The sequence below is a fragment of the Microbulbifer mixtoriginis (SeqCode) genome, from assembly GCF_052466695.1.
Genome location: NZ_CP174285.1, coordinates 1,408,687 through 1,434,323 on the forward strand (window position 1 = coordinate 1,408,687; position 25,637 = coordinate 1,434,323).

Sequence of the window (25,637 nt, forward strand, 5' to 3'; positions counted from 1 at the left end):
TCATTCGACTCAACAACAAATCCTAACCACGCAGGATTCTATTTGGCCCACACTCATAAGCCTAAGAGCTTAAAGGATTAATCTGTAATCTTGATCGCCACTGCATTCATATCGGTTCCATCACAGCCTTTCACCCTAAGGGTTACTTTCGATTTGGTGTGATAAGCGGAGAGTGCTATGGAGAGGATATGGTTAAACATGGGGTTAGTTGAACTTACCTTCAATCTTACATTTGAACAATCTTCTACAATGACATTTTCATGGGACTCAATAAAAAGGTCACTTGACCCCCAGCCGGTACCAATAGCTTTAATAGTAATTAACGGAGTGGAAGTATCCGCCAAAGAAGCCTGAGCAATAAAAGACAACAAAAAGACACAAATAATTTTTTTCATAAAAAAACTCCGCAAACCATATTTACAGCACCTAACAGGTAAGACCTGACATGCTGATTACTACCTTACCAAAAGCTACCAGAGTAGCCTCAAAACCTTATTACCAAGCATTAAAACTTTAGCCGATAAAAAATCACAAAATTCACTTGAAAATTCAAGAGGTTAGAAATTCTGATAAAGATAGTCTATTGGCTTCCTACTACCTTCACAAACCTCAACCCTCACTGCAACCTCTGCACCTGTAGCTGCCGCTGACAGCAATATAGAGAACCATGCTTTTTTGACTTCAGAATCGAGTGTAAATTCATAGTACTCATTAAGAGAGCCATTACACGAATCTTCTTTTAACCGGAACTTTACAGATTCACCACTGGGGTAAATTCTATCAACCAGGCCCACATTAGTCACAGCAAACGACTTTGCCGAGAGAATAAGAAGAAACAATAAAATGGATGATTTTTTCATACCAACCTCAGAAACACCAAACAATAAACCAATCAACTTTCACCTGCGCACCCCATCAATAGCCTGAGGCTCACATGCAAAAATCCATTTTATTTTTAGGTGAAAATTCAATTACGATAAACACCTACTTATATCGCTACAATATGCTGATATAAGTTCCCCACTCAAACGTTCTCCACCCTGCCAGAGCTTCATACAGCAAACACCAAAGGCATCACCATACCCTTCATCTCCGGGTCCTCTGTATTGACAACACTGACTTTATTGTAAAGACAGCTAGCGGCAGTAGGCATAGGGTAAATTGCAAAAGTACCGTTAGATGCCAGCCTAGACCAAGGAGAGCCATCAGAAATAAATGGACCCTCATAAGCGACCGCCGAAACGCTTAAAAAAATCACCCCTAAAATTCAATACTTCTTCAGTCCACTCACTATCAACACCTTACACCATTATTCAAACAATAAAATCAGCTGTAGCGACCGAGATAACAGACTAATTGCACTCAATCCGACTCTCACCCCGACAGCCGAGCCTGCACCCTAAGAGTCAATCTATCCACAGAGAGCCATATAACGCTAATACTTTATTCTTACCCCAGTAAAAGCTAGCTATTGCCGATCACAACCCAGCCACTTAATCTCAAGCCTTTCAGCTATATCTGTATGACCACGGTACTTTAGAAACTCTAAGGACTCAGGGTGCCGCTCACTCAACTTGCAAACACCGTTTAATCTCTCAAAATAATTGAGAAACCTCTCACTTCCTGACGCCAACGATACCCAGTAAAGAGCTTCATCTTCTAATGTAAAGTATCGCCTATAAGCATCTATACCTCGCTCACAAGGAAACTCCTCTCCTGTCATCAAGAGCAAAGAATTTTTTATAAACAAATACTTTTCCCTCTCACTTGTATCAGGATCTATAGAACATAAAAACTTATCAGTATAGACAGGCTCACCATTCGAATAATTACGCATCTCCGGAATCAATTGTATTAACGTTGATTCTGCCCCATCCATAAAACCAGATACCTTTCCATTCAAACCTGAATTCCCAGCATCTGATTGTGCCTGAGAACAGCCGCAGAGAAGCACTATTAAAACTATTAAAGACCTAGCCATCAAAACACCCTATAAAAAGACATTCTCGAAGGCCAAATCAGCACCGGCAATTTACTCCCAACCCTATTATTTTCACAAAGATCCATATAACGTCAATACTTTACCTTGGCCTCAATTATTTTCCATAGCCATTTTCATGCGCTACCACAAACTTCTTGCGTTAGAACTAGCAGAGCTTCGTGCAAACCGACATTGCCCATCAGCCTCCAAGCTATTAGCTTTTTTCAAGAATTGGATCCTTTTGTGCAAGTGAGCATCAAAAATGCACAAAAAAATAATCAGTCTTCCTTCCGTCATCAACCATGTCAACTCTAATCTCAAGTAAGTCCTGTATTGCATTATCGAACCGCTCTCTTTCCCAAGAAGTCAAGTGCCAGAGTTCGTCTATAGAGAGAATTAACTTATCTGAATCAAAGAAACCCTCTGAAGATGCCATTTCTAAAATCTCTAATGCATCATCGATATTCTCTAGCCTCTGTATATTCCAAACAATTTCTTGGATTTCTTCATTTGGATCATAATCTAGCTGCCCTTCACTAGGCCAGCCAACAATAGCTCGTATTTTATTTTCCGTTACTTCAAGGATTTGGAATCTATCGATTTCAAATTGAAGCATAAACCTAAACAATCTCACGACATTAATCATGATGTTCAACCCTGTTATTAGATATCAATGTCATTTTGAGTCCATATGTGGCGGTTCTTTATTGATCTTCCTAGACCCTCAACTTGAACATGTGGAATACCCGCGGAAGAACCTCTTATTCCTTGAGCGCCGTCATTACGCAAAGTACCACCAGCCTTATTAACAATTCTCTGAAGTTGTTCAACTTTTTCCTGTGACAAACCATTACCTTGCCGGCTATTATCCGACAAATTCGTAATTAATCGCTTAATTCTTTTTAAGGTTGCCTTTGTAACGGAAGGTTTGATTACCTTTCCAACACCAGGAATTGCACTTACAGCTAGTGCGCCTCCTTCTAAACCAATATCTTCAGCAGTAGCATTTGCAATATTTGAAGGTGCAGAGCAAGCACTTGAGCCAAGACAAAGAATAAGGTCACCATCTGCATTAGTTTTCAGACCAACCCATTTCTTTTGTGCATTATCTGAACTTAATGCATTAAATGCATACAGGAATGCCCCCGATGTCGCTCCATTGGCAAATTTTCCACCGGTTATTTCAGAAACCGTTCCACTAACAACACCAGAAGCAATACTTTCCGCAGCAATATTATCAAAGCTTAGAATCCCAGGGGTTGTCAGTTTTGTCAGTCCAGCACTGGCAAAGCCATGCCCAAATTTGCCCCCTTGAAGGATAGACATCACACCGCCCACTGAGCCTTGGGCGACAACCAGTTTGGCAAAGTTGCTCGGTGAGAGGTAAAGGTTTTTACCAGCTTTTATCGCATGTTGCGCCCCTTCAGCAACTTGCATCTGTTCAAAGCCTTTTGCTACCCCATAGAAGGCCATAGCACTGACCCCGCCCATTAGCGCTCCCTTAAAAACATTACCTCCATTGACTCCAGCACCTATACCGCCAGCAATAGCGCCATACACAAAGCTCTGCCACAAACCTGGACCTAACCATGGCTGCCAAATTGTTAGTGCAATACCAACAATCGCACCAATATACGGTTTGACTCCCTTCCACAGCTTATCTAAGAAATAACCACTAGGATCACTAGCATTCAGCGGATTATTGCGCACATAGCTATAGCGGTTATACATCTGCGTATCGGTAGCCGCCTGGATAAATGGGTCCGCCTGCATAAAGCGCCCCAAACGCGGATCATAGATACGACCATTCATATGAATCAGCCCCACCTCATCCAGCATTTCATGGCCGGTGTAACCACGGGTGGTACGGCTGTGATCGAAGTTTGAAAGTGCAGTCAGGGATAACGCATTCCAATTGGCGCTGTTGCGGCGCTGCCCCCAGGCATCGAAGGACATTTCCTGCACCACCTTACCGGCTTTATCGGTAATCAGGTCCATGGAACCCAGGTGGTCCTTGTAGAGGAATAGCTTATCGGTCGAGAGAACCTTGAATTCCTTGTCGGTTTTTACGGTATAGACTGCCGTGCCCACCAGGTGACGCTTCCACTCGATCTCATTGGGCTTACTGGACTTCTGGATACGCTCAATACCGCCGATATACCAGGTCTCTGTCACTTCCCCGTTACTACTATTGGTGTCCTTGCGGTAGTAACGGCTATGGCTGGGGCCATAGAGGAACTCGGTGGTGTTATTTCCCTTCTTGATTACGGAGGCTTTATCGAAGGTGGTGTAACTGATGGTACGTCCACCGTCGAAACCATCGGAGGTCATATTGCCATTGAGGTCATAGTTATAGCTAACACCTCCGGCGGTTGTTACCGCATGGGGGCCTACACCCTTCTCACCATAAACATAATCCCCTACGCCGGCTTTGTAAGTAATATTACCGATGGCGTTGTAGCGGATATCCTGCTCGGAGACGCTGAGGCCACTACAGCTGAAGTTGCTACTACCTATGTGGGTTTTAATCAGACGGTTGAGTTTGTCATAGCAGAAGCTCTCGCGCAGATCCTTGCTTCCGCTCTGGTTGTGACGGCTGGTGAGATTGCCGAGGGTATCCCACTGGTAGCTGATATCTTGGATACCAAAGGCTCCCAATACCGTAGAGGTCTGCTTTGTTAGGCGGCCGCTGGCAGCTTCGTAAGTAAAATTAGACGTTGCGCCGTTACCCAATAGCTGCTCTTTCAGTTGGCCGCGAGCGGTCTGGGCTTTAACCTCTTGAATCAGGTCCCCGGTGGCCAGATCTACTACCTTGTAGAGATATCCATAGGTATTGTAGAAATTCTGAGTACCAGACTTATTGTCATCGAGCATTTTGGCTAAAGCATCGTAGTTGTATTCAACACGGCCATGGCCATCAAATTTTGTAGTGGTGATATAAGAAGGTTGCGCACCAACCCCATCAAAATCCACCGCCTGGATATGATTTCGGCCTACCTGGTCATACTGATACAAGGCCTCATAACCGGAGACACTGTCCGTTATCATTTCCACTTGGCCTAAACCATTAGTGGCAGTGTCATACAACCAGATAACATCGCTAGTGGGGGCACTAGCGCCTTTAGACTTTTCGATACGCGTGGACTGTCTGCCCAATTGGTCGTAGGTTAACTCTACGGTGTGGCCATTTGCATTGGTTTGCTTTTTCAGCTCACCAAAGCCGGTATATTCGTAGTGCCACTCTCCCTTATCGGGATCGTCCATACGGACTTTGCGGCCAAGGTCGTCATATTCGATTGTGACCACAATGGGATAACTAAGACCATCGCCTTCGTCGATATGAGCACCGGAAGCATTGGTTTTACCCCAGGATTTGGCTTTATGCAGATTACCCTGACTGTCATATTCGTAGGTGAGGCGGCCATCGATCGCATCGATGACTTCTACCAACTCACCAGCCACATTTTTGATCTCAGTTTTTTGCTGGCCTTTATCATTGGTGGTGATCGTCTTTAGGCCGCTATAAGTCATACTGGACACAGAGTCATCAGGCGCAGTGACACGGCTTGGGCGGCCGAGCAGGTCATACTCCATTTTGGACCATAGGCGGGTATCACCAGAGAAATAAGGCTCACTGGCAAACTTCACGCGGCCCAGATTATCGTATTCTTTATCGGTATAGATTTTACTGTTGAAGCCCTTGGTTTCAGTTCTTATAGAGCGCCCCAGTGCGTCGAAGTATTCCCTACTCCAGCTACCGGTACTGCTATGAGTGGTCACCATATATTGTGCACCGGCCGGACAGGCGATAACACAGCGCTCATAGTCCGTCAGTTTATCCGCGCCGGTATTACTCTGACTGATGGTTTCACGGCCGAACTTATCGTAGGCAAACCCGGTTTCCAGCCCATTCATCCCCTTCACTTCCAGCGGTGCGCCAAAGTGATTTCGGGAAACCACCCTTTCGGTTAGGTGATCGAGGGCATTGTAGCTTTCAAACACATAGCGGCCGGAAAGGTCATACACCGTTCTTGCACTACGAGCGGCTTCGCCGGGAGCAGTTACCGTCTTCTTATTAACGTTGCCAAAATTGTCATATTCATAAGCGGTAGTCTGCTTGTATTCTGGCTTATTAGGCTCAATAACCTCGGTTTTTAAAAGGCCGTTGAGCACGCCCGATGCATAATAAGTAAAGGCTGACTCGCGGATATGGCTGGGCATACCCGGGCGAGTACTGGTCACTTTTGTTGCAGTTAGGCGGCCCTTTTCTTTTTCCCAGACACTGCTGCCATAGGTATTTTCCGTTTTCTTAACAAACTGATCGCCGGAGATGCCGTCTTTTGTGACAACGTCGATACTGAGCGCATTGCCATAGGCATCGTAGCTGTTTGTGGTGGTAACACTTTGCAGCAGTTCTCCCTGGGTGCTACCGGCATCCTTCAGGTCAAAAGTTTCTTCCACCGCTTGATAAATAAAAGGTTGATAAGGCGGCAGTGGTTTTCCGCTACCATTCCAGCCCTGTAGACGCCAATTGTTGCTCGCCCGGCTTAGCAGCTGCCCATCGGCAGTGCGGGTTTCGGTCTTTAGCGGCCTGCCCACAAATGGGAAGTCCTGGCGGTAGGTAGTTTCCGTCACTACGCCAGTTTGGTTATCGGTAGTGCTGATTTTCTGGAAACCCAGCATACCCCGCCCAGCGGCCTGGAGTTTCATCTGATGGTAGTGGTAGGAAACCGAACTGAGGGCAGACTGGTTAACAGAACCCGGTGCGGCAGCGGCGGCAGGGGCAGAACTTTCCACCTTAGCAACCAGGTACATGGGGCTCAGAATATCCAATACCGGCTTATCTTTACCTAAGGTGTGACTATCCGCAGGTAAATCCCAATCGCCATTCAGTGCAGTATAGAAAGCATCAATGCTGCCTTCCGTTGCTACATCCAAACGAGTGTAAAGCTCGTCGTAGCGCATGTTCTGATAAGTAATATTGGTAATATTACCAAGGCCATTATCTATCTTATTAATTACATTGCGCGGAATATTTTTATATTGAGAATCGCGGGTATTATCCAGGCGGGTGTAAACGATACCACTAGAAGCATCATAGCGGTGATAATCGGCTTCTCCATCGCCATTCGTGTCCGCAAACCATATCATGTCATTTGAAGCTATAGTGCCACAATAGGTAGCACTGCCCGAGCAATCAGAGAGATGATCAAAAAGTCTGCTATCGGAAGAGTCAATAAATTCGCCGGTATTTTGATCAAAGTAGCGAACTTTCACATCATTCCAAGGAGAAGAAACCGGCCAGACGAAATCCTGATAACCATCGTTATTCAGGTCTACAAAGGAGCCCCTGCTACTTCCAAGGTATCCCAAATCCTTAAAGCCTGTGCCAGTGCTGATTTTGCTATAAAAGCTGCCGGAATTTCCAGGGTAGGCAATATCCGTGAGGCCATCGCCATTTATATCTATAGCAATTGGGCTTTTTGAAGTATTCGTCGTCGAGAGCACGCCGATAGAGCGGAATTCCTTCGCTTCTTGATCAAATACGGCGGCTTCGAATCCAGCGGAAGTGGCCACCAGAATATCCATAGCGCCATCACCATTAAAATCGCCCAAGGTATCGGGCAGACGTCCGCTGGACTTCATACTGGCAGCGCCAGAAATATTCAATGGGTAACTGGTGTATTCATCACTAAATTTATAGTAATTTTTAATTGACACCTCTCTCCCTGCCGACTCTAAAAGGCGTACAACAACTTTCGCTCCAGAACTGCTGCTGTAGCTAATAGAAATATAATCGGCCAGGCCATCACCGTTAAAGTCGGCAAAAATGACATCTTTATTGGTTCTACGGGTAGTAATTGGCCTGGAATCCAATTTCCAGCGCTTGCTCGCGGTATCGTAACGACTTAGATAAACAAGCCAAGTGTTCGCAGGGAGACCACCATAATTGGAGCGTGGGTCATATATGGCCAGATCATGGCGACCGTCACCATTAAAATCCAATACCCGGATAGCGAAGTCTTCACCAACATTAGCGCCGGTAAAGTACTCAGAAGTGAACACGCCGCCGGTAAAGTCCTGCTTTACAAAAACTGAACCATATGAAATCGCATATTTAACGCGAATATCCGTATCGTTCCCATCATCATCGTACCCTTCGATCCAGACGATATCCTGCTTACCATCACCGTTAAAATCGGCGTACTTGTAATCAGATAGGAAACGGTGCTTAGTGGGCGAGAAATCGATAGCTTCCCACTTCTCTCCAAATTGGTGCCATGGCGCCTGTAGCCATTCGAAACTGATCGCAGGGAGGCAACTAGAACCTACGCACTCCTGTATGGATGTCAGCAAGGAAGTTCGATCATTATAATTTTCCTTGGGAATGAAGGGCAGAACTGGGTTATACCCCAGATTGTACTCACGAATTACTTTACCATTAGAGCTGGAGGTGATTTTTTCCAGGCGCTGAGTGGTTTTAAGTTCATAGCCTGCGGTATAGCCCCGAAGGTGCTCTGGGCGGTCTTCATAGAAAAATCTTACTTCCGCTTCATAGGAGCCCGAACCATAGGCATAGCGGATAGACCGAACTCGGTGCCCTGACTCCGAATCACCCTCATACAAAAACTCGATTGGATTACCAACACTATCCTCAAAACGATTCTGTGCCCAAGTGAGTACATTGCTCCCTGCAAGTTGCTTGGAATCACTACTATTCCCGTAGTAACTGATCGATCCATCTTTACGTTCCACTTTAAAATAAGACGGCTTACCAAGGCTGCCACCTATTGATGTGACTGTGGCAAAAGAATCCATCTCAGTTTTATATACCGCACCAACTGCGCCATATTGAGAGCCACTAACTTGTATTAGGCGCTGACCATCTAAGCAGAATCGATCTGATTCGGTCCAGCTAATAGGCCGAGCATTACCATCAATTGATAATGTCTGACGGCAGCGGGAAATTCCAGAAAGGCCACCAATAGCCCAACCTTTACCAACCAGGCCGTTGCCACCACTACTGCTATAGTTCAGAGAAATTTCTGGTACAACTCCTGCTGTACCTGCAGCTGTTGCGATTGGGAAGGAGTAGGTTGCCGCGCCGGATTCATTGACTCGGAATTGCCCACCAGAAGCCCCAGCCATATTGGGCGATTGGATAGTGGCTGGAGTGGAATATTCACCAAAAGCGCCGGATTCGTCTGCATGAAAAACAAAGTCCCCCGCAGTGATATCCTCTCTGCCATCTTCATTCTTATCCTGTATCACAATAGAGTCGACACCTACACTGGCGAGGATTGCTGCCGCATAAGCTATTGTGTCATCACTGTTATCGGTGGAGAGAGTTTGAATAAGCGCTGGCAAGCCATTTCCCTGTGCATGAATAACCAGAGGCATAGAGGCAAGAAGGAGCAAATCTGTTGCACCGTCACCATTAAAATCGCCAAATAAGGAAAGGTTTTTTTCTAATTTTTGAAGATTGGCAACTTCCAAATCGGTAAGAGTCGTCTCTAACGGATCGTCATAACTTTCCTTGTCCTTGTTTAAGTACAAGACAAAATTAGGTAACTGAGGCATTACCAGAGGGGTAACAATGTCTCCATGTAAAAGAACTAATGGACGATTATACTCAAAGTATAAGTCTTCACGGCCATCATCGTCGATATCACCCTGATAAATGGCATATCCATTTTTTTGAATCCCCGTAGCTGCAACTACTGTAGAAGAGAAAGCGGCACAAAAAGCCAACAGAAAAAACAACGAAATACGCATAAATATCTCTGCAAAGACATCAACGGGGATTCAATCTATCAAGGCAAAAAAATGGAGATTTATACCTTATACCTACGCTTTAGAAGTATTATTTTCTAACTAAAACTTCTTAAAAATAAGCATCCTCGGATCACAGCAAACCCCTTTAAATACACTGCTCCCGAGGGAGCGCGGAGTATAATAGGCGCATATTTTTTAAACAAACCAAAAACCTGACCTGAAATTTATTCTGACTTCCCGGCCAATAAAAATCGGGATGCAGTTTCATTAAAATGATGTTTAAGATAAAAAAAACCAAATCAACGCAATAAAAAAGAAAAAAGTTTTAAAAATCAGGTATCAAAATATGCAAGAAAAGTTCAAATTTTTATACAGCCTCACTCAAATAAATTACAACTCACAAATACTAGACAGTCATGTTTTTAATAACCTGCACATCCTGCATCCTCCAAACAAGCAACAAGAAACTAAATAATGGGGACAACAGAAAACAGCACACCAATTAAAAATAAGAAAATAAAATTTTGAAATAGTTATACAAAGCCCACTCAGGTAAATCGATAACCTTCGAGAAGAAATGAGAGAATCACAGGCTATTGACCCTGAGCAAGACTCAAATGTGAAGGGCAGTCAAATTGATCAAGGAAATTTAGCAGCTAAGACCAATCAACCCCACTGTTTCATTATTAAAATTTATTGTCCCCTAGATAAATCTAGTATCTTAGGGCGATAAAGGTCTCTACCTCTGCAGGACAGGCCGAACCACTCCAGGCAACCAGCATCTAAAACTGTCACCACTGCCCCACCCTTTTGATCTTCACAAAAAGCGATATTGGTAGGGCGCTTCCCGCAAGTCGAAATGCGCTCAGCCACCCTGCCATCGTGATCTAAAACACTCACATCACCCTGACCAAATACGGCACAGTAAAGCCGGCCATCATCACCAAAAGCCATTCCATCAGGCCCAATAAATTCTTCTGGTGATCCCAGGTTAACATTTCCAAATAGCTCAGATTCACCGGGGACTGAGGAGCTGAGATCGTAGCGGTAGATATTTCCTGTTAGGGTTTCTGCCACATGCAGTAAGTCATCGGCATCAAATGCAATGCCATTTGGGAATAACAAACCCGTATCTACTAAGCGTAATACGCGGCCATTACGAGGGTCAATTTCAAATACCCGCCCATCATAATCACACTTTCGGAAGTCAGGGCGGATTGCCTGCCCCTCAACAAAGCTATCCGGATCAATGCCGGAGTCTGTCATATACAGCAAACCATTTCGACCAAATACCAGGTCATTGGGCCAAAGATAGGGGCGTTCTGCAGGTCCCTCATAAGTATTGAGGACTGTCCCATCGGGCCTCATGTGTACCAGCTTTTTCCCCCCGCCTCCCGCTATCCAAAAATTGCCATCGCCATCGATCGCCATACCATTGGGGCGCCAGCCGGGATGGCCGACCTGATGATATCCTCCTCGTATATCAATGCGACTAACACAATTCCGTGCGCTCGACATTTCAGCAACAAATATCTGGCCGTCAGGTAGGCAGACCGGACCTTCCGGCTCCTGCAAGTCACTGTTCAGCACACACCTTTCCATAGGATTTACCGTTGAATTCGATCTTCTCTGCAGAACAATTTAAGTCGCTCTACTTTTTTACTCATCGATTATTTAAATAATCATTACAGAGGTATCTCAAATTCTTAACACTTACTCGCCGCTACCTTATGAGGATCATGCAATTTTGGTGGAGTGGCATTACCCCCATGCTGCTCTAGCCACTCACACGCATGGATAATATCGTCAGCAAGGCCTTCAATCGCATTCAGATTAAGGTGTGGGCGCACTACAATACGCAAGCAATTTACCGATTGAGCATTAGGCGGCATTGAATAGGCGGATAATACCCAGCCGCGTTCACGTACCTTGTCAGATATATCGTATTCATTGAAATTGGTATATTTAGAATTCAGGGTCATCGACACTACAGGAATACGCTGGGTTTTATTCATAATTTCGAAGTAGCCGCTTTCTACCAGACGATGGCGTAATTGCTGCGCATTCGCCAAAGTGTGCTGCATAATATCTCTATAACCTTCGAAACCGAGACGAATAAAGTTGTAGTATTGATAGGCAACCGGTGATGCATTCCGGCTGAAGTTCAAAGTTGCCGTGGGCATCTCTCCACCCAGGTAATTGACATAAAACATCAGATCTTCATCAAAAACGGAACGCTCTCGAAAAATCACCCAGCCTAGCCCCGGTGGCACCAAGCCAAACTTATGCCCCGACGCATTAATAGATTTCACCCGCGGCAGGCGAAAATCCCATTGATAGTTAGGGTATAAAAACGGGTTTACAAATCCTCCAGAGGCGCCATCAATATGCATTGGGATATCATGACCTGTTTTCTGCTGGTAGCGGTCTAACCAGTTATGGATAGCGCGAAAAGCGTCGTCTTCTCCTGTGAAAGTCTGCCCGGCAATCGCCACCACCGCGATGGTATTTTCGTCTACCAGATCATCCAGATGTTCGCTATTAAAGCGGTAATGCCCGGGCTTTAGGGCTGCTATGCGCGATTCCACATCGAAATAGCGCATAAATTTTTCCCAGACAATTTGAACATTGGCCCCGGTAACCAGGTTTGGCTTGGAAGCATCCCTGCCGGCCTTCTCTCTCTTTTTGCGCCAGTTCCATTTATGGGCCAATCCCGCCAACATACAGGCCTCAGAGGATCCTATAGTTGCAGCACCATAGGGCTCCACTCCTTTAGGCCCATTCCACAGTTGATGCAGCCAGCGCACCATACGCGCTTCCATAGCAAATAACTGCGGATACATATCGTGGTCGATATAATTTTTCAGGTAATGTTTTTTAGCGACATCGAAAGCTTCTGGCTCGGTAAATGTAGTGACAAAAGAAGAAAGATTCATGGCCGGCTTGGCATCAGACCAGGTCTCACTGGTAACAATCGCTTCCGCCGCATGCGCAGAGATACTCCCCTTGGGGAAATGATCCTCAGGGATATCCTCATTGTATTCATCGAAAAACATATCGAATGGCGACTTTTGCTTCACGACCGACCTCCTTGTCACTCGTTAATGTCTGAAAAAGATTGCTGCTTATGCCCACCCTCTTTACGCCAGGAAGGCTTACGCCAGTAGAAAATAAATAGCGGAATAGTCACCGTAATAACAATCCCGGAAAAGACCAAAGCTACATACAGTCTGGGGTCACTCACTGACAGCTGCTGAGGAGGAAAAAAGGACACCAACAGCGCAAAAGAAACTGCGGCCATGCCAGTGCCTGCAGTAATCCAAACGCCGGTGATTCCACCGGGAATTTTAAAACCCCTGGGAAGGTCTGGCTGGGTGTAGCGCAAACGAATAACCGCAGCAAACATCATTAAGTACATAATGATATACAGGCTTATCGCCATAACCGAGATCAAAACAAAGGCGGTCGACACATTATCCACCAGGATATAAATCGATGAGATGAGCAAGACAATCAAGCATTGGGCGTAAAGGATATTTTTCTGTACGCCGCGAGCATTTTCCCGCTGAAACCAGGGGGGCAGCATGCCATCCTGGGCGGTGGCCAATAGCCCTCTGCTGGGACCGGCCAACCAAGCCAGGGCTCCCCCGAGGGCACCGTAAGCAATCAATCCCGCCAGAATCTGAACCGGCCAACCAATACCCAGCAACTGGGAAAACCCCTGACCAAACGCTGTGAATAACCCCGTCTCTATAGATATCTGTTGATAGGGAAGGATGGCAGAAATGGCGAGCGCCCCAAGCGTAAAGATCAGAAAAGAAACGGCAGCGGCAATACCAATAACAACCGGATAACCACGGCGGGCGTTGGGCATTTCTGAGACATGGCTGGCCTGGGCCTCAATTCCAGCGAAAGAGAGCAGTATCCCTCCAAGAAAGGCTACTGCACCGAGGCCGGTAATATGGGGAAACCAGCGCGGATGTACTTGCCCATCTTCCCTTACGGCTACAGCCGGGTCGGTAGCGGTTTCCCAGCCCAAGGGGTTTCCCATCACCACCCAGCCCACTGCCAAAGCAATAAGAATCAAACAAGGCATTAGTGTGCCCACCAGGAATCCATACTTGGTGACTACCACCAGAAACTTGGTTCCGGAAAGGGCGACAGCAGTGGCGATAAGGTAGGCAACGATACAGAAGCCGCCGATATAGTAGGTATTACTGGCGAGATTCTGCTCTCCGAGCGCATAAGCAATAGCGGCTGCGGCAAACCCCAACTCGGTGGGATACCAGACCACACACTCCACCCATTGCAACCAAATAGCGACAAAACCCATCTTGGGCGTAAAAGCCTCCCCCACCCAGGTATAAACACCGCCGGTGCGGTCGGAGAAAGCACTGCCCAGTTCGGCTGCCACCAGTCCTGCCGGAATCAAAAATAAAAGAGCGGAAATGCCGATGTAGAAAAACATCGTCATCTCCTCCTGCGCCATCATGGGCAAATTGCGAAGGCTGGTTACGATCGTTGCCGCGGTGAGAAAGCCTAGAGCGCTGGCAGAGAATATTTTACGGTTGGATATATCTGGCCGCTGCGATTCGTCGATGTTACGCCTCACAGCTACCCCCCCCACTCTATCGGATTAGGTACTTAGCGAATGACTATCTGCCAGTGTAGATAAGTTAGGCAATGACTTAAGATGTAGAAAATCCAAAAATACTAGTAGATACCAACTCTATTTAAAATCCGCCTATTACCCCGGCACACCGTGCTTGGTGTAAATATCGAAACGCCCTGACTTCCCTTCAAAAGAAAGCATTGGCTTTTTATTTGCAAGATATGGTGCCAGCTTGGGACGTTTGACCACGGTGCGGTAATAACAGGCCCTGAGCGCTGGCTCTAGCAGATCATCCGCGTCCAGGTCCTCTCCAACCAGATGATGAAAAGCCACCATCTCTTTTTTTACCTTGGCACTTTTGCCCCGGGGCGGGAACATGGGGTCTAGATAAACAACCGGCCAAGATTCCTCAGCCTGCTGGGCCAACCAGTCTGCGGCCGGTGTAACATCATCGGCCAGTGATAAAAGCCCAGCAATGGCGGCCAATTCCGGGTCGGCAGTGGCAGCCTCCTGCAATCGCCGCAAACCATCCTGAAGGAGCAAGCGTACAACCGGATTGCGCTCAAGCATCTTCACTTCGCAGCCCAGGGTCGCCAACACAAAAGCATCACGGCCCAACCCGGCAGTGGCATCCAATACGCGAGGGTAAAAACCAGGGCGCAAACCCACGGCCTTGGCAACCGGCTGGGCTTTACCCCCACCATATTTGCGTCGGTGCGCCAAAGCCCCACCAACGAAATCAACAGAAACTGGCCCCGGTGCTTTGCGCCCGGTCGCACAGAGTTGCAACTGCTCTCCACAAGCTAATACTTGGGGAACCTCATTAATTTCGGTGGGGGAAGTAACACCCAAACAGGGAAGGTTGAGTTGACTGGATAATTCCTGGGCGTTGGGCAGGTCTGCGGAAGTCGTCGCAATAATGGCCAAGACTGGGCTCACCGGCACTCCATATAACAGTTAAACGGTGCGCGATGCTAACCCGGATTTTTTAACCATGCCAGGGCTTCAGGATAATCATTAAGGGGGAAAGGCCGAACCTCCGCACTGATAAAATGGCAAACCAGGTGCGGCATAAATTTCAGAACCGGATTGTCTGACACCACCGCAATCCTCTGGATATGCTTCTCGTGATTATGTACGAAGCGAAAATGCGAGACCATCGCGACAAAATTTTCCCAGCCGGCAAAATCTTCAGCGTCAATCAGTAAACCCTCTATCCTGCCCTGCTCGCGAATAATCGGATCTATTTTTTCTGCCAGCTGATGAAAATCCTCTGCGGTAAATTTTCCACGCGGCCGAACCTGTAAAACGGTATGTCCCTGTAGCCATTTATGTTCGATCATTTTGCACAGGTTGCGGGCCGCCTCAATAGGTGGCCCGCAATATCTCCTTATTAACTGAGTATCTAATAATCCTTTTACTAGGGCTGGTCTTCGTTGTTGTCCACGCCCTGATCCATCTCACTATCGCCATCCGGTGTAGTGCTATCCATATTGTCTGCACCTTCCACAGCTTTCTGGGCCTCATTGGCGGCATCTTCCGCTACGCTGCCCGCTGGGGTATCTGAATCTGCATTAGGCGTATCTGCAGAGTCCCCTTCTGCGCCAGGCTCACCAGGACGCCCACGAAGAGCACCCTCGGCGCCAACATCCCCAGCATCCCCTGTCGATCCAGCCCCCATAGTATCCGGGCCTTCCCCACTGCTGGAGCCACTCCCCCCAGGCGGTGTTGGATCTGTCTGCCCAGAGCCCTGTGGCATCTGTGCATCGGGGTTACCCATACCGTCTGGTGGCGTGGTAGTACTATTGGGAGTAGTTGAATCACTTCCGCTGCCAGGTGGCTTGGAACTGTCATTCATCTGCTCACTATTGGGAGTGTTCATCGAATCGTAGGCTTCCTTGGCCTTATGTTCGCCGCTACGCGACATAAAATATCCGATGATCAGCAGCAGGATGATCAGTGGAATCAATAGCTTCTTCATATATCGACCTCTCGACCCCAGGCAGTTACAAGAATTGCGCTCTTGCTTGGCCAGCCCCCAGGGTTCTGGGAACCTACTTCCGCGCGATAATCGCTGGCCTTGCAGCCTCTTGACGCCGAAGCAAAGGAAGTTCAACTTCAATCGGCCAAAGAAGGTGGCGCCAATAATGATAAGAATAACCCGGCATGAGGGTTCTTCAAGGCACGGGGGTTACACAGAAGAGTCTGGATTGCTGTAACTGGCCCGCGACTTACAACCGAATATTCTAATGAGTGTGGCCTTTTGGAGAAATCAGCCTTGGGAGCTGAATTCATTGAGCTCAGCCAACAGTGCCTCAGCCTCCGATTCAACAACCGCGGAATCACAGCTCTGCAACTGCAACCTGCCGTAGCTATCGAGCCTGGCAAAAATCAGATAGCGCTCGCCCTTTTCAAGCTTCTTGTCGCAATATTCCAATCCCAGGCGAAAGGTAATTTGGTCCGCCACAATACCTTTCCAGACCTGGCCTGGCACCGCGGAATAGACATAACCTGAAATCGCCGTGACACCCGGCTCCGACAGCGCGCTGTCTACATCCCGGTGAATACCTATGACCTCCACCTGTGCCACTACGGCAGCCGCGCCAAATCGGACCTCCAGGTTAGTGCTGGATTCCGCCATTTGCTCCTGCCAGGCAAAAACCTGGATGGCCACTAGCACCAAGGCAAAGACCCATATGGATTTCCATTTGAACAGGCGATGACTCACGGCTTTGCTCCACTATTTACTTATTAGTAGATGTAGAGATAGCACAGCCAACCAGCCAATCGCCGGGTTTTTTAACCTTCAGCTATGCACCGGAATCATTTGTCGGAGCAAAACTTATATGGGTGCAAAAAACGTCCGGGGTGTCCGCTAGAACCTTGTGCAACTCAGTGCCTAATAGAAATCGAAAGGAGAGAATTTATACAGAGAGAAAGGTTTCAACTGGAATTTTATTAGCGGAAAAAGAAAAGTAACTTCACTGCGTACAAGACTTCCACCTGGGCTTGGGGTTATCGAGACGCAGTGATTGACAGTGCAGCCGTTTATACGCTGCACAAAGTGTTTACAGAGGCAGTAACTCCAACTCAACACGACGGTTGGCTTGACGGCCAGACTCAGAACTATTGCTGGCCAGCGGATAGCGCTCACCATAACCAACAGCCTGTACGCGGCCGGAAGAAACGCCGTTATGGCTGAAGAAGCTCGCCACAGAGTTAGCCCGCTGTTCACTCAGGGACTGGTTATACACGTCGGAACCAGTACTGTCGGTATGGCCACTCACGCGGATGGCGGTCTTATTAAACTCCTGCAAAACTACCGTTACGGATTCGAGCGTGTCATAAAAATCCGTGCGAATATCTGAGCGATTGGAACCAAAAGTGATGTTGCCCGGCATGATCAGGCGAATGTTGTCCCCTTCACGTTGGACTCGTACACCACTGCCTTCCAGACGCTGGCGCAAAGCCATTTCCTGGCGATCCATGTAGTAACCGATACCGCCACCAATCGCGGCACCGCCCAGAGCACCAGTCAGAGCTCCCTTCTTGCGGTCTTTCTTACTCGCTGTTGCCACGCCGACAATAGCACCCGCTACGGCGCCTATTCCGGCCCCCTTGGCGGCATTACTGGTTTTGCTTTCACCGGTGTAGGGATCCAGGGTGGAACAGCCTACCAGTGAGCCCATAGCGAGAATTGCTACCCAATGTTTCATTATTGGTTCTCCTAACGCACTTTTAATAAATGGGTATCGGGACGCACTGAACCCAGTGCTCCATCACAGTGCCGGCATTATCCAGCTAAAAGCTGACCGGCGGCTGAATCAACCCAACCAAATTATGTGAAGATTACGGCGAAGCCATTACCAGTTCTATTGACCAGTCCCCATTGCAAGCATCGAATTTCCAGCTTGCGGCACTTTCGCACTAAGTTGCTGCACAAAAAGTAAACGCTGCAAACTTCTTCCACAGCTTCTGTGGATAACTTTGTGCATTAATAAACGAAGGTCCCCGCCAGGCGGCATTGACTCTCGCTTACAGCGATTTGTTTATTTTTTAAACTCTCTAGTTTTCTCTTTAAAAACAACAAGTTATAGGCGACGCAAGAAATTATGTACCAGCTGGGCCGATAAATACTAGAGCGCCAGTTAGCCCACTATTGAGTGTGGAAAAGTTTGTCAATAGCAAAGACGATACAATACAAACTTTTTTAGACGCTTTAATACTTAAGGCAGCGCCGAAGTGACATCGAGTTATTTTCAATAAATTTTGGCGATGCCTGTCGACATAAATTTCATCAAAGTCGGCAAATTTGTATTTCTGCGCCAGCATATTATTAAGGCAATCAAGTGGCGTGCCCGCCTACTTTATTGCCCTACTTTTAATGTTCCTCAGTAATGAGGGGGCTTTTCATCAACTTGTTTGCCGCCAGCCTGCATTTCAAAGGTCAGCGCGCTGTACTTCTCTCCAAGCTCACGCATTCTTGCTACTACAGAGCGAATATCCGCATCTTGGCGCGCAATGACATCATTCAATTGAGAAATCGTATCTTCCTGAAAAGCCAAGCGAGTCTCCAGCTCGTCAATTCGCTCCATCAGCTTTAAAACGTCTTCTGTCATTTCAATAATCCGTACAGAGTCTCAACCAAGCTAACTGCGCGCCGATCCATAAACAGGCTCTGTCCCAGTCGTGTAGTGATATAACCCACCCCCAGTCCCTGCTCCGGATCGGCAAAGCCGACGCTACCCCCAGCACCAGGGTGACCAAAACCTTGCTTTCCACCAAAACGCAGATCGGCCGCCTGAGTACTACGGATAAAGCCACAGCCAAAACTCACCTCGGCCTGCAATACTTTATCCCGCCCACGGCTCTGCTCTCGGGAAGCCTCATCGACCCATTTTTGCCCCAGGGTAATTGGATTTCCCCCCGCCAGGTCTCCGTAAACTGCGGCAAGATCCCGCGCACTGAAATGGCCATTGGCTGCAGGAATCAGGGCACCGCGCCACTCGGGGCTATTGGTGCCCATCATCAAGCTAACGGGGTTGCTAAACGCCATGGCCACGGGACCTTTGCGATCCTCTTTAATTGCCCGGCCAATAGCATTCTCACGCAACTCCGGCAATGACTGTTTCAATGGGCTCACATCGGCAATTCGGCTTGAACTATGCCCCAGCGCACCAAAGCCACCATCGAGATTGAGGGGTTTGGCTAGCATTTCCCGATAAAGTTCCAACAGAGGTTTTTCAGCAACCCGTTCGATCAGGCCGCCCAGGCTCCAGCCGTAGAGAAAAGGCGCATATCCCTGTTCACTACCCGGCTCCCACCAGGGGGCTGTTTCGGCAACCGCATCGCAGGCCGCTTGCCAATCGTAAATAAGGTTGTCTTTAACCCGCTCGCGAAAAGCGACCAAACCACTGCGATGGCTAAGTAATTGTCGCGCGGTGACAGATTCTTTGTGCTGTGCAAATTCCGGCCAATAGTCTGCAACCGGGCGATCCAGATCCAGTTTGCCAACCTGTACTTGCTGCATAGCTAGCAGTGCCAGTACACCTTTGCTGGATGAAAACACATTGACCAGAGTCTCTTCGGTAAAGGGTTGCTCCCCATCCCGATCGGCGCTGCCCGCCCACAGGGAGCAGATCAACTCGCCATGCTGGCGCACCGCGAAGGCGGCACCGGTATCTCCACACTCGCGAAAATTCTTTGCGAAAGCCTCTAAAAGGGCTTCAAAACCGGGGGCGCAAAAGCCGTATATTTCCATGTATCTAGGTCCAAATAATTTGGGTAACTCTATTGCAGGTCCGCAAGGTTAGTTTCTTCCCCTCCCTGGCGCAAATCGTTACTATGCGCGTCCACAGCGAGGGATAGTTATGACTGAGCAAATCGCCATTCAGGATCAGATTCAAGGCAACCACTGTTTTGGCTGCGGGCCGGACAATGATCAAGGCCTGCGTATTAAAAGCTATTGGGTAGAGCCGGATAAGTCCCGCTGTCTATTCACTCCCAGCCCTTACCACAATGCAGGGCCCGCTCAATATTTGAACGGTGGCATTATCGCCACAGTCATCGATTGCCACACTGTGTGTACCGCTATCGCCGATGGCTATCTGCAGGCTGGCCGCAAGGTGGGTAGCGGAGACAAGATCTGGTTCGCCACCGGCAAGCTGGACATAAAATACCTGGCTCCCGCCGCTATTGATCAACCAGTACTCTTAGAAGCCACCATTGTCGAGCGCGGCCCCAAGAAAACTATCCTGCACTGTGAACTCAGCAGTGACGGGCGCCTCTGCGCTAAGGCCGACGTAGTCGCGGTACGTGTACCCGACGAATGGTAATCCGCAAAAATTAGGGTTAGCGGGAGCCTCTGTGAGGCACCCGCAATCAAATCAAACCTCTTCCACTTGTAAAGACGGCTCGAGCCGGTAACCACAAAACTTGCAAAACTCAGCATCTGGATCATGGACACTGCGCCCACAGTTGTTGCAGCGGTGATGCTTGCGTTCGCGATGCATCTCACCGGCCAGCTCTGCAGTCAAAATTCCGGTGGGTACAGCGATAATTGAATAACCAATCAACATGGTCATGGCCGCTATCGCCTGACCCAGTGGCGTATGCGGAGAGATATCCCCGTAGCCAACCGTGGTAATCGTTACAATGGCCCAGTAAACACTGGTGGGGATGCTGGTAAATCCATTTTCCGGCCCCTCTACCACAAACATCAATGAGCCGAAGATGACGCACATCACTAGTACGCTGGAATAAAACACCAGGATCTTTCGCCGAGCCAAACCCAGGGCCCGCAGTAGCAGGTTGGCATCCTGTAAATAACGCACCAGCTTCAATATCCTGAAGATTCTCAACACCCGCAGCAAACGGATTACCAACAGGTAGGTTGCACCGGTATACAGAAGAGCCAGATAGCTGGGCAGAATTGCCAGCAGATCAACAACACCGTAGAAACTGAAAATATACTTGCGCCTGTTTACTGAACAATAGATACGGGCGGCATATTCCAGGGTAAACAGCCCGGTAAAAAGCCATTCCAATGTGATCAGGAGCGTGCCGTAGCGGTCAGCTATTGGTCCAATTGAAGCCAGCAGTACCAGTCCCACACTAATTAAAATTGCCCAGATCAAAAACACATCAAAGTTGCGCCCTGCGGGCGTCTCGGTGCCAAAGATCACTTCATTGAGCAGTTTGCGACGTCCAGTCAACGCCATGGATCAACCTCTTCTACCAGCTACCAAGGATTTGCGCTCAAATTTTACCTGCTGGGGGCTGGTGGGTCGCCCCCTATTCCATTCTCATCCAGATATTCAGCCGCGACCTCTTTGACTTCCCCCACGCCTCGGGCACAATCGCGCCCCAGTTACCCTGTGCAACAATTTTTTGGAGAGCGCCCAACCATGGCCAAGGAGAACCGTCTCGTTTATTCCACCGACCGCGGTCGTATCAAAGAAGAGCCCGCAGCAGAGAAGCGTCACCAGGGTGATGGGATTGTGCGCATCCAAAGAGAGACTAAAGGGCGCAAGGGCAAAGGGGTTACCTGTGTGCGTGGCGTGGACGGCACCGATGGTGAGCTAAAGTTACTACTGGCGGAATTGAAAAAACGCTGTGGCTGCGGTGGTGCCCTGAAAGACGGTGTGATCGAAATCCAGGGCGACAAGCGCGCGGAAATCAAAGCGTTATTGGAATCCAAAAACTATAAAGTGAAGCTTGCCGGCGGATAGAGCCTGGCGACAACTCATTGAATACCAACAGGCACTAAACCGCTTGCAGGAGACGTAAAGGATTCACTTCCAGCTGCCCTTCTCTATGCAGACAACGTTGCAGCAGGGCCGCCAGCTGGATTTGATAGCGCTCCAGAATTACCGTACTTACATAGTTACAGCGGGACTCCATAGTATGCACCACGGCCAACGCCTCCTGGTGGCGCTGCGGTAGCTGTTGCAATGGCTCGCGTTTTGCCTTGATACAAAGTGCGCTATCCAAACCCTGGGCTTTTAATAGCTCAGAAGACTCCACTGTGGCAAAGGTCGCATCCAGCTCCCGAGCAGAGAGGGCCAGGTATTTCTGTACCAATTCCCGCTCGGCAAGACCTGGGGATAAGCGGCGTGAGAATACAGAGAGACTGGTGCTGTACCCCGCAAGGCGCTCAAGGTGTGTAGCCAAAGCGTCGTAGGCAGCCAACTGGCTAAGCATTCCCCTTGCCTGCTGGCGCTCCCGTGCCGGCATAGCGACTAAAGCCAAACACAACCGTTGGTAAAACACCGAGTAGATCTTCTGCAGCTGACGCTCGATTTCCTCCAACTCAGATCGCTTTAACGCCGATGCTTCCTGCGCCGCTGCGAGGCTTGCGCTATTCAGAGAGTATTCCTGTGGCTCGATACGCACCTTGGCCCGAATCAGCGCCGCGCCAAGTTGCACCGACACCATAAGCTGACGTGTGCTCTCACGTTGTTCTCGGAGTTCACGCAGCTCAATGAGCTTGCTCCTTAGCCAATTGATACTGGCCTGTAAATCCATCGCCTGCATTTCCTGAGTCGCAGGCCTGCATAGTGGCAGCAGGTTGAGCGGCGGCAGACGGTTAAAATAAACATCCAGGATCTGTAACGCCTCCTCCGCTTCGCGACTGGCACAAAGTAATCGGCGATTCTCCACAACCTGACAGTCCGACGCGCCAGCCTCCCCGCTGACCTCACTGGCCAACTTGGGAAAATCGGCAAAAAGCTCCGTGCAGCCAAGCTCCCGTTGTAGACGCCCACTAATATTGCGCTTTTGAACCACCTCAATACGCTGTAGATCCGCCGCCTCAAAAACATCCCAGGGATCACTGGCCTGAGCCATTGCAAGCTCAATGGTATTACTGGTTTCCTCATCCAGATTGTTCAGTGTCCAGGCTACAGCGGCAGGGATGTTCTCAAAGCACTGTCCCACTGCCGAGGCCTCGCGGGCAGTCTCGGCAACCATTAGGTCGGCATGCACCAGGCGATGCCAGCTCCCGGCAAATTCGGCAAAAGCCCCACTGCCAATCAAGTCGGCAGCCCAGAGATCAGCCCGGCATTCCAGATAACGTGCGCTACCCCGAGTGACAATACGGTGCAGATTTTCTAGCCGCTCGATCAATGGCAACAGAAAGTGGCCACAAGTTGCCAGTAATTGATGCAAGGATTTCAGCGGACCCGGTTCCCCGCTTCGGTACAACACACTTCGATCATTTTCCAGTGCCCACTGCATCAGCTCCAAGCGCCTAACGCCATCTAACACCAGCCAGGCCAATAGCCCATTGAGTTTTCCCTGATAAAGGCCAAGGCTGCGTGCCACTAACGCCAGGGTATCGCGGCCACTAAGGGAAGCCACACTGGCCAGGCCCAGGTTTAACCGCAATTGCTGACGCATCACCTCAGAAAACCTGGGCTCGCAATAAATACGAGCGTCTGGGCTGACTATCAGCCCCTGCACCCTGGGCAGTTTTGTTGCACTAGACAATTGCTCAAGTAAGGGCAATAAATCTTTGTTGTCCGCTTGCTTCAGAGGGACTTCGCCAGGCCTTGGACGCATTTCTCGAGGGAAGCAAAAATAAGGCAAAGCGACCAGCAACAATAAAAAAATAAAGACTGCCGCCCCCCCTAGACTGATGAGTAAAGTGCCACCAGTTAACTCCCCCTGCCAAACTGCCAAGGGTGTTTGCCAGAGCAGTGCACCGGCAGCATAGAGACACAGAGCTGCCAAGCCGATAAAAATTGTAGGTACCGTTAAAGCAGGGAGTAATCCGAAAAGCACTCGCCAACCCATTGTAGCCAGCTGCGCTTTTCTATTGCCGAAGAGCGGCCTCTTTTCATTGGCTTCAGGCTCTGTTGCCTGGGGTTTGATCTTTTCGGAATCCAGAGGGGGGGCAACGCTTCCTTTGGTATTGCTCACCGAAAGCGGTTTCTCTACCTCTTGCTCTCGTGCAGTCCCAGCCTTGGATGCATCTCTCGAGGCCGTACTTGTCGGTATCTTTTCTGCTGCATTGGCCTTGCGCCGTTGGGCCACTTTGATTTTTGCAATCAGCTGTTGGTTATCGAACTTTCCCGCAGGACAAACCTCGGCACGAAGACCGATCTTGTGCAGCTTGGCCCTGTACTCCAGGGCCTGTGACGATGCCAGGCTGTCTTTAATCACCCAGCCTTTTAACAGTAATCTGCGAGCCTGGGCCTCTGGAACCGAAAATAGTTTGGCAATATCCCGAGTCACAGCCCCTGCTTCTTTGGCGTGGAGTGTCCTTCCCGTGGAAACCACCTGGTATAAATCCTGGCCCGCCATTCCCTTCTCCTGTCACCAAGTGACACTTATTGTCACATTCTTATCATCTTGCGCGCAGGGTAAAAGATTCGGAGAAAAACAGGTGCGCACCAGTTCTCAGGAAACTCTTCAAAAGAGAGAAATTGGCAGGAAAGGTGGCAAAGTGCACAGTTTTATCGGCACCTTGCCAGTACCTCGTATTGTTAACGCTTAGGATTTGGGCGCGAAGATTTGATAGGTCCGATCGGCGAGCTCGGGAATGGTCAATCCATTTTCCCTAGCTTTAAACCAGCTGTAGGTATGGCTCAATGCACCAACCATAAGTCGGCGCACCACTGTGGCATCCCCACCTGGGCAACGGGCGGAATTGATCGCATCCAGCCATATTTGCTCGTACTCATCGCGCAGCAACAACACCTCTTTCTGGCTTTTATCTGACAGACTACGCCACTCCATTACCAAGATGGAAAAGCCCGGCACCGCACGCTCGTGAATCGCCTCAAGCTCAGACTGAATACAGGCCCGCAGTCTTTCCTGAGGTGACGCGGCCTGCTCCACCGCACTACGCATACGAGCACTGGCGAAAATAGTTACCTCTTTCATCACCTCGCAGAGAATCTGCTCTTTGCTGGAGAAGTGATGAAAAATACTGCCAGACAGAATGCCCACTTCCGCCGCCAGGTCTCGCACAGTAGTACGTGAAAAGCCCTTTTGCTCAAACAGGCGCGCGGCAGCATTGAGCAAACGCCCCCGCGGGGAGGCCGGGTCTGTAAGCTCTCCTGCCTTTACCAGGGTTCCAATAAGTTGCTGTGGCGACATAGCACCTTGCACCTCTACCACCACTTGTGCGCCCTCTTGCACGAAACACTCCCAATTCTTTGCTTTCTTTTTTGCTTTGTTTTGCAGACTAATCGGCAACCTAACAATCACACAATCAAAAAGGCGCCAACCCTTGAATACCAAGCGCTTGCTTGGTAGCGTTAA

20 protein-coding genes are annotated in these 25,637 nt (G+C 48.8%); 2 read left to right on the forward strand and 18 right to left on the reverse strand.

The window, feature by feature from the left end:
* Positions 1-77: 77 nt before the first annotated feature.
* The 15 genes from ACJJI0_RS06135 to ACJJI0_RS06205 all read right to left on the reverse strand — a co-directional run bounded on the left by ACJJI0_RS06135 (position 78) and on the right by ACJJI0_RS06205 (position 20,130).
* A complete protein-coding gene (locus ACJJI0_RS06135) occupies positions 78-395 on the reverse strand; it encodes a hypothetical protein (protein ID WP_444885133.1) in 318 nt (105 codons plus the stop codon).
* A gap of 162 nt (positions 396-557) precedes the next feature.
* On the reverse strand, positions 558-896 hold the full coding sequence (locus ACJJI0_RS06140) for a hypothetical protein (RefSeq protein ID WP_444885134.1): 339 nt from the start codon (positions 894-896) through the stop codon (positions 558-560).
* A gap of 572 nt (positions 897-1,468) precedes the next feature.
* Positions 1,469-1,981, reverse strand: a complete 513-nt coding sequence (locus ACJJI0_RS06145) for a hypothetical protein (protein ID WP_444885135.1) — start codon at positions 1,979-1,981, stop codon at positions 1,469-1,471.
* A 256-nt stretch (positions 1,982-2,237) separates the two neighbouring features.
* Positions 2,238-2,597: a hypothetical protein gene (locus ACJJI0_RS06150; protein WP_444885136.1), complete on the reverse strand. Its 360-nt coding sequence runs from the start codon at positions 2,595-2,597 to the stop codon at positions 2,238-2,240.
* 47 nt (positions 2,598-2,644) lie between these two features.
* Entirely contained in the window at positions 2,645-9,757 is a 7,113-nt protein-coding gene (locus tag ACJJI0_RS06155) for an FG-GAP-like repeat-containing protein (protein WP_444885137.1), read from the reverse strand.
* Positions 9,758-10,450: 693 nt separating this feature from the next.
* The gene (locus tag ACJJI0_RS06160) at positions 10,451-11,347 is read right to left on the reverse strand and encodes an SMP-30/gluconolactonase/LRE family protein (RefSeq protein ID WP_444885138.1); all 897 of its coding nucleotides are present in this window, start codon (positions 11,345-11,347) and stop codon (positions 10,451-10,453) included.
* A 116-nt stretch (positions 11,348-11,463) separates the two neighbouring features.
* Complete coding sequence (gene gad, locus ACJJI0_RS06165) at positions 11,464-12,837, reverse strand: glutamate decarboxylase (RefSeq protein WP_444885139.1); 1,374 nt, start codon at positions 12,835-12,837, stop codon at positions 11,464-11,466.
* Positions 12,838-12,851: 14 nt separating this feature from the next.
* Positions 12,852-14,369: an amino acid permease gene (locus ACJJI0_RS06170; protein ID WP_444885140.1), complete on the reverse strand. Its 1,518-nt coding sequence runs from the start codon at positions 14,367-14,369 to the stop codon at positions 12,852-12,854.
* A gap of 135 nt (positions 14,370-14,504) precedes the next feature.
* Positions 14,505-15,308 (reverse strand): class I SAM-dependent methyltransferase, encoded by an 804-nt coding sequence (locus tag ACJJI0_RS06175; protein WP_444885141.1) that lies wholly within the window; start codon positions 15,306-15,308, stop codon positions 14,505-14,507.
* Positions 15,309-15,343: 35 nt separating this feature from the next.
* Complete coding sequence (locus ACJJI0_RS06180) at positions 15,344-15,712, reverse strand: SpoIIAA family protein (RefSeq protein ID WP_252085700.1); 369 nt, start codon at positions 15,710-15,712, stop codon at positions 15,344-15,346.
* Between the two features lie 77 nt (positions 15,713-15,789).
* A complete protein-coding gene (locus tag ACJJI0_RS06185; protein ID WP_252085699.1) occupies positions 15,790-16,350 on the reverse strand; it encodes a hypothetical protein in 561 nt (186 codons plus the stop codon).
* Between the two features lie 291 nt (positions 16,351-16,641).
* The gene (locus ACJJI0_RS06190) at positions 16,642-17,097 is read right to left on the reverse strand and encodes a hypothetical protein (RefSeq protein WP_444885142.1); all 456 of its coding nucleotides are present in this window, start codon (positions 17,095-17,097) and stop codon (positions 16,642-16,644) included.
* A 340-nt stretch (positions 17,098-17,437) separates the two neighbouring features.
* Positions 17,438-18,085, reverse strand: a complete 648-nt coding sequence (locus ACJJI0_RS06195; RefSeq protein ID WP_252085697.1) for a YiaD family glycine zipper/OmpA-like lipoprotein — start codon at positions 18,083-18,085, stop codon at positions 17,438-17,440.
* A gap of 675 nt (positions 18,086-18,760) precedes the next feature.
* On the reverse strand, positions 18,761-18,988 hold the full coding sequence (locus ACJJI0_RS06200) for a SlyX family protein (RefSeq protein ID WP_444885143.1): 228 nt from the start codon (positions 18,986-18,988) through the stop codon (positions 18,761-18,763).
* Complete coding sequence (locus ACJJI0_RS06205) at positions 18,985-20,130, reverse strand: serine hydrolase domain-containing protein (protein ID WP_444885144.1); 1,146 nt, start codon at positions 20,128-20,130, stop codon at positions 18,985-18,987. The genes ACJJI0_RS06200 and ACJJI0_RS06205 overlap by 4 nt, the downstream gene beginning before the upstream one ends.
* Before the next feature lie 109 nt (positions 20,131-20,239).
* Between ACJJI0_RS06205 and ACJJI0_RS06210 the strand changes: the two genes are divergently transcribed.
* On the forward strand, positions 20,240-20,704 hold the full coding sequence (locus ACJJI0_RS06210) for a PaaI family thioesterase (RefSeq protein ID WP_252085694.1): 465 nt from the start codon (positions 20,240-20,242) through the stop codon (positions 20,702-20,704).
* A gap of 51 nt (positions 20,705-20,755) precedes the next feature.
* Here ACJJI0_RS06210 and ACJJI0_RS06215 read toward each other — a convergent pair whose 3' ends face one another.
* Positions 20,756-21,589, reverse strand: a complete 834-nt coding sequence (locus ACJJI0_RS06215) for an ion transporter (protein ID WP_252085693.1) — start codon at positions 21,587-21,589, stop codon at positions 20,756-20,758.
* A 186-nt stretch (positions 21,590-21,775) separates the two neighbouring features.
* Here ACJJI0_RS06215 and yciH point away from each other — a divergent pair, with 186 nt between their 5' ends.
* Positions 21,776-22,099, forward strand: coding sequence for a stress response translation initiation inhibitor YciH (yciH, locus tag ACJJI0_RS06220; RefSeq protein ID WP_252085692.1), 324 nt, complete (start codon positions 21,776-21,778; stop codon positions 22,097-22,099).
* A 34-nt stretch (positions 22,100-22,133) separates the two neighbouring features.
* On the opposite strand, the gene ACJJI0_RS06225 is transcribed toward yciH, so the two are convergent.
* Both ACJJI0_RS06225 and ACJJI0_RS06230 read right to left on the reverse strand, forming a co-directional pair.
* Positions 22,134-24,674, reverse strand: a complete 2,541-nt coding sequence (locus ACJJI0_RS06225; protein ID WP_444885145.1) for a hypothetical protein — start codon at positions 24,672-24,674, stop codon at positions 22,134-22,136.
* A gap of 189 nt (positions 24,675-24,863) precedes the next feature.
* A complete protein-coding gene (locus ACJJI0_RS06230) occupies positions 24,864-25,514 on the reverse strand; it encodes a TetR/AcrR family transcriptional regulator (RefSeq protein ID WP_444885146.1) in 651 nt (216 codons plus the stop codon).
* Between the last annotated feature and the right edge of the window lie 123 nt (positions 25,515-25,637).